5 protein-coding genes are annotated in these 5,567 nt (G+C 37.5%); 2 read left to right on the top strand and 3 right to left on the bottom strand.

Annotated features, from left to right (window positions below):
• Window positions 1-30: 30 nt before the first annotated feature.
• The 3 genes from ACFVT8_RS00180 to ACFVT8_RS00170 form a co-directional block, all read right to left on the bottom strand.
• The gene (locus ACFVT8_RS00180; protein ID WP_387082501.1) at window positions 31-1,755 is read right to left on the bottom strand and encodes a SulP family inorganic anion transporter; all 1,725 of its coding nucleotides are present in this window, start codon (window positions 1,753-1,755) and stop codon (window positions 31-33) included.
• A gap of 65 nt (window positions 1,756-1,820) precedes the next feature.
• Window positions 1,821-2,186: an ArsR/SmtB family transcription factor gene (locus ACFVT8_RS00175; protein ID WP_387082560.1), complete on the bottom strand. Its 366-nt coding sequence runs from the start codon at window positions 2,184-2,186 to the stop codon at window positions 1,821-1,823.
• A 159-nt stretch (window positions 2,187-2,345) separates the two neighbouring features.
• The gene (locus ACFVT8_RS00170; protein WP_387082502.1) at window positions 2,346-3,524 is read right to left on the bottom strand and encodes an MDR family MFS transporter; all 1,179 of its coding nucleotides are present in this window, start codon (window positions 3,522-3,524) and stop codon (window positions 2,346-2,348) included.
• A gap of 270 nt (window positions 3,525-3,794) precedes the next feature.
• Between ACFVT8_RS00170 and mnmL the strand changes: the two genes are divergently transcribed.
• Both mnmL and mnmM read left to right on the top strand, forming a co-directional pair.
• Complete coding sequence (mnmL, locus tag ACFVT8_RS00165) at window positions 3,795-4,751, top strand: tRNA modification radical SAM protein MnmL/YtqA (protein WP_387082503.1); 957 nt, start codon at window positions 3,795-3,797, stop codon at window positions 4,749-4,751.
• Window positions 4,748-5,326, top strand: a complete 579-nt coding sequence (gene mnmM / locus ACFVT8_RS00160; RefSeq protein WP_387082504.1) for a tRNA 5-(aminomethyl)-2-thiouridylate-methyltransferase MnmM — start codon at window positions 4,748-4,750, stop codon at window positions 5,324-5,326. The genes mnmL and mnmM overlap by 4 nt, the downstream gene beginning before the upstream one ends.
• Window positions 5,327-5,567 lie beyond the last annotated feature (241 nt).

Raw genomic sequence — 5,567 nt, 5'->3', positions numbered from 1 at the left:
CGTTTACGGGCAGTTTATCTCCCAGATAGCTTACTGCCCGTTTACGCGGGATAATTCCTGACATTCACGGAAAGCAAAATGCTTACATCCAATGCATTTATCTGTATCTAAATAGCTTAAAGCTTTATTAATCGCTTCTCCGGTACGCTGATAGAAATTCTCTTCACCAATTTCAGCATATATACCATTGTTTTGTAGTGCTAATTTCAATTCATCTTGCACACCTGTAACTAAAATGGTGCCACCCTGTGCTTCAAAATTCCGAATGATATTACTGAAATATGTCTCACCAGTAGAATCCATAAAAGGAACTTTACTCATGCGTAATATCAAAACTTTTTGTTGTTGATGAATAGAACTTACAATTGCCTGTTCAAAAGCTTGAGCTGCGCCAAAGAAAAGTGGACCCTCAATTGTATAAATACTAATTTGCGGACAGTCACGCTTCTGATGTACAGCATGTGATTGCACTTTTCCGCTCGTTAACGAATGGTCCGGTAATACTTTTGTTACTACAAGCTTTTCGCTCATACGCTTCGCAAAAAGTACAACGGCTAACACAAGCCCTACCCCTACAGCTAATGTTAAACTTGTAAAAACAGTAAGAAGAAACGTAATAATTAAAACGAGTGAATCTCCTGTTTTTAATTTAACGATATGCTTAAAATGCTTTTGCTCACTCATATTCCAAGCAACAACCATTAAAACTGGAGCCATACTTGCTAAAGGAATATGTGAAGCAAAGGGCGCTAATAATAATAAAGTGACTAATACAAATACACCGTGAATAATACCTGATAATGGTGATGCTGCACCTGTTTTAATATTTGTCGCAGTACGAGCAATTGCCCCCGTTGCAGGAATCCCACCAAAGAAAGGAGTGACGATATTAGCAATCCCTTGACCAACAAGTTCTCGATTACTATTATGTTTTGTATTTGTCATGCCATCTGCTACTACTGCAGATAGAAGTGATTCAATCCCACCAAGCATGGCAATCACGAACGCTGGTCCAATAAGTAGTTGAATTCGCTCTAATGTGATTTCCGGAACGACAAAATTAGGTAATGTACTCGGAATTTGACCATAAGCTGTTGCTATTGTGGCAACCTGTTCAGAAAAAAAGAACGTTGCAACTAATGTAGAAACAACAATGCCCGCTAACGCCCCTGGAACTTTTGGTAAAACTTTCGGTGTTATTAAAATAATGACGAGACTAATGATTGCCGTTAAAACACTATAAAAGTTTGTCGTACCAATATGCATAACAATTTCTTTTACATTGTCAATAAAGTACTCATGTCTTTTAATATTAGTCAAACCTAAGAAATTGGCAATTTGACCTGTAAAAATAATAACCGCAATTCCTGCTGTAAAACCTATCGTTACGGGACGAGGAATAAATTTTATTAATGAGCCAAGTTTAAATATTCCCATTAAGCACAAAATAATCCCGGCCATTAATCCAGCAATGAGTAAGTTTTCATAGCCATACGAAATGACTATCCCTAACAAAATTGGTACAAACGCACCTGTAGGTCCCCCGATTTGATACTTCGAACCACCAAAAATAGAAATAAGTATTCCGGCAATAAAAGCCGTATATATTCCATACTCAGGATTAACACCTGACGCAATGGCAAAGGACATTGCCAGTGGTATTGCTACAATCCCGACAATAATCCCTGAGATTAAATCTTTTTTCAAATGATGAACAGAATATCCTTCATATCGCCCTGTAAACAGTGACTTCATCTATAAATCTTCCCTTCAAAATAATAAGCAAGGTAAATGTGTCATAAGAACTCCGTCTACAAAGTTTACATATCCTCTTCATTATTTTCATTAATAGTCATTTCTTCTAATCTTGAAATTGTATTTATTAAGTGATTGTTGAAAATATTTTTTGCAACACCAAGTAATTCTACAATCATCGGATCGCTTAAGGCATAGTAAACTTTTTTCCCCTCTTTCGTCCCATACACAATATTTTTGCTTCGTAATACACTTAATTGCTGAGAAACAGCTGAGCCTTCTTTTTCTAAGCAGCTTTGAATTTCATTGACATTTTTTTTACCATCTACTAGTAATTCTAGAATTCTAATTCGTAATGGATGTGCTAAAGCTTTAAAAAAATCTGCCTTAAATTGCTGCAAGCTCTCTTCCACATTAATCCCTCCAAGCATCATATTCATATATTCAAATATTTGAATATGTATTGTTAATTGTACCCTGAAATATACTAACTTTCAATAGTAAATATTAAAAAACGAGCAAAAAACGTGTTTCCCACACAGTTTTTGCTCGTTTTAAAAGTATTTTTGTTAAATTTAACTATTAACCTATTAATCTGTCACCACCTTATTCTTTCGTAAAGGATAATCATAGATAAGGCATGGAATAATCGCAAACAATACTATAATTACTAGAATTAACACGAGTGCAACCATTCCAAACTGATCGACCATAATACCCCCAAATAAAGGGCCGATCATACGACCTGTTGTTGCTGCACTATTAATAATCCCTTGATAAAAGCCCTGACGCCCTTTTGGTGCAAGTTGATTGGCGATGGTAGGTAAAGCAGGCGTATAAAACATTTCACCGAAAGTTAGCACAACCATTGCTGCTCCAAACATTTTAAAATCACTTGCAAATGCAATGATTCCAAAGGATATTGCGATAAGAGTAACTCCAAATACTAATTGACGCTTTAATTTATTTTCCCAACGTTTCACTAGCGGCGCAATTAACGGTTGCCCTAAAACAATAAGTAGACCATTAATAGTCCAAAGTAAGCTGTACTGTTTCAATCCTAATCCTAGATCTTGCGTATAAGAAGAAATAGTTGCACTCCATTGTGAATAAGCGAGCCAGCATAATACAGAGGAAGAACTTATAATTAATAATGCATAAAACGGCGCTTTATTTATAATTCGCTTACTTTCACCCACGACATTCATCGGTGAAACGCTCCCCACTTCTAATCGTTTAAAAGTAAAAAATGCTATAAAAAAGAACAAAATATACATCGCTAAGTTGACCTTAAAGACGTAGTCAAATTTGTAATCAGCAACAACGCCTGCAAGTGCAGGACCAATTGCTACTCCTAAATTTTGAGCTAAATAAATTGCGTTAAAGGCCTTTCGTCCACCCTCAGGCCACGCAGTTCCAGCTAATGCAAACATTCCTGGGAAAACAATGCCTCCACTAAAGCCAAGAATCGTTAATATCCACACATAATGTGGCCAGCCGTGCCAAATCGTTAAAGCTGTTAATGAGGCAATCGTCAAAAGAATGCCAAACATTGTTGATTTATAGCCACCTATTCTATCAAATAAATAACCACCTAAGAGATTTCCTAATACGCCTGCAGCAGAATTCAACATCAACACAAAGCCAGCCATCGCAAGTGACTTCCCTAAATAATCATGCATATAAATGGCATTTAAAGGCCATAAAAATGAATTGCCCGTCGTGTTCACAAGCATTCCGATAATTAAAAACCAAACGCTTTTTGGCATAAAATATCCTCCATTATTTCGCTACTCTAAATAGTTAGTTTATGTTGAAAAATACAAAAGTACAAGAAAAATAAATTTACTCTTTTTACATAGGATTTAGAATATTTTCTGTGTAGTTTTTTCGACCATCCTCATGTTTTACTCCAGTCGATGTACTTTTCACTTGGCTTCCCTCATCATTCACTCAGGTCATTCACATAATATTAAATTCTTCCCTCATGACGGAAGCACTAGCACGTGTTAAAATATAGTGCTAGAGGAGTGAAATAAATGACAGAAACAAACTTTCCTTTTCCTTCAGAGGGGAAGAGATATTATACATGGAATCGCTATTTACGTGAGCAATTTGGTCATAAAGTTTTTAAGGTAGCACTAGACGCAGGCTTTGACTGCCCAAATCGTGATGGTACCGTTGCCTTCGGAGGTTGTACGTTTTGTAGTGCAGCAGGTTCAGGTGATTTTGCGGGAAACAAAGTTGATCCTATCGAAGTGCAATTTGCTGAAATACGTGACAAAATGCATCAAAAATGGAAGGACGGCAAATACATGGCCTACTTCCAAGCGTATACAAATACACATGCGCCGCTACCAGTGTTAAAGGAAAAATTTGAAGCTGCGTTGGCACAAGAGGGTGTTGTTGGATTATCCATCGCAACTCGTCCGGACTGTCTACCAGATGATGTTGTCGAATATTTAGCTGAATTAAACGAGCGCACATATTTGTGGATTGAGCTTGGGCTTCAAACAGTGCATGAAAAAACTGCAAATCTTATAAATCGTGCCCACGATTATGCAACCTATGTGGAAGGTGTTGAAAAGCTACGAAAACATGGTATTCGAGTTTGTTCGCACATTATAAATGGTCTTCCTCTTGAAGATTATGACATGATGATGGAAACTGCTCGTGAAGTTGCAAAGCTCGATGTACAAGGTATTAAAATTCATTTACTGCACCTTTTAAAAGGTACACCAATGGTTAAGCAATATGAAAAGGGCATGTTAGAATTTTTAGATCAGGACGTTTATACAAAACTTGTAGCAGATCAACTTGAAATTCTACCACCAGATATGGTTATTCACCGTATCACAGGCGATGGACCAATTGATTTAATGATTGGCCCAATGTGGAGCGTTAATAAATGGGAAGTATTAAATGGAATTGACGCTGAGCTTGAACGTCGTGGAAGCTGGCAAGGGAAATTTTATAATGCTGAGGTTACGAAATGAAGCTACAACGCGTTTTACAATATGCTCAACAACTGATAAAAGATACAGTTGAAGAGGGCGACACTGTAGTAGACGCCACAGCAGGAAACGGCCACGATACATTGTTTTTAGCACAGCTTGTCGGTGATGAAGGTCAAGTATACGCCTTTGATGTTCAAAAGAGCGCTGTTGATGCAACTCTCCATCGCCTTTTAGACAATGGCTTAGAGCATCGTGCCCTTGTTTTAAATAGAGGGCATGAAGAAGTAGCCAACTATATCCACAAGCCCGTAGCTGCTGCAATATTTAATCTTGGATATTTGCCTGGTAGTAATCACGACATCATTACACAGCCAAATACTACGTTACAAGCGATTGAAGATTTGCTAAAGCTTCTCAAAATCGGTGGTCTCATTGTTCTTGTCATTTATCACGGTCATCCAGGTGGTAAAGAAGAACGAGATGCTGTGATAGAATATGTCAGTCAACTTCCCCAAAAATATGTACATGTATTAAAATACGAGTTTCTAAATCAACAAAATGATCCTCCCTTTGTGATTGCTTTAGAAAAAATGAAAGATTATTCGTTAAGTTAGTTAGAGCGTTTCAATATAAGGCATGATTCCGATAGAGCATTGGAATCATGCCTTTTTTAACTTCTTTCAGCGGGTGTCCAAACATCCATACCTGTCGCTACGCTTTCGCACAAAAAATATCTGTTGCTGTCGCTGCGTTTGCACTACGCTTTCGCACAAAAAATATCTGTTGCTGTCGCTGCGTTTGCACTACGCTTTCGCACAAAAAATATCTGTTGCTGTCGCTGCGTTTGCACTACGC

The sequence above is a fragment of the Lysinibacillus sp. NPDC058147 genome, assembly GCF_042884205.1.
GTDB lineage: Bacteria > Bacillota > Bacilli > Bacillales_A > Planococcaceae > Lysinibacillus.
The sequence above is the reverse complement of the archived record's forward strand: the minus strand, read 5'-3'. Positions and strand labels throughout refer to the sequence as shown.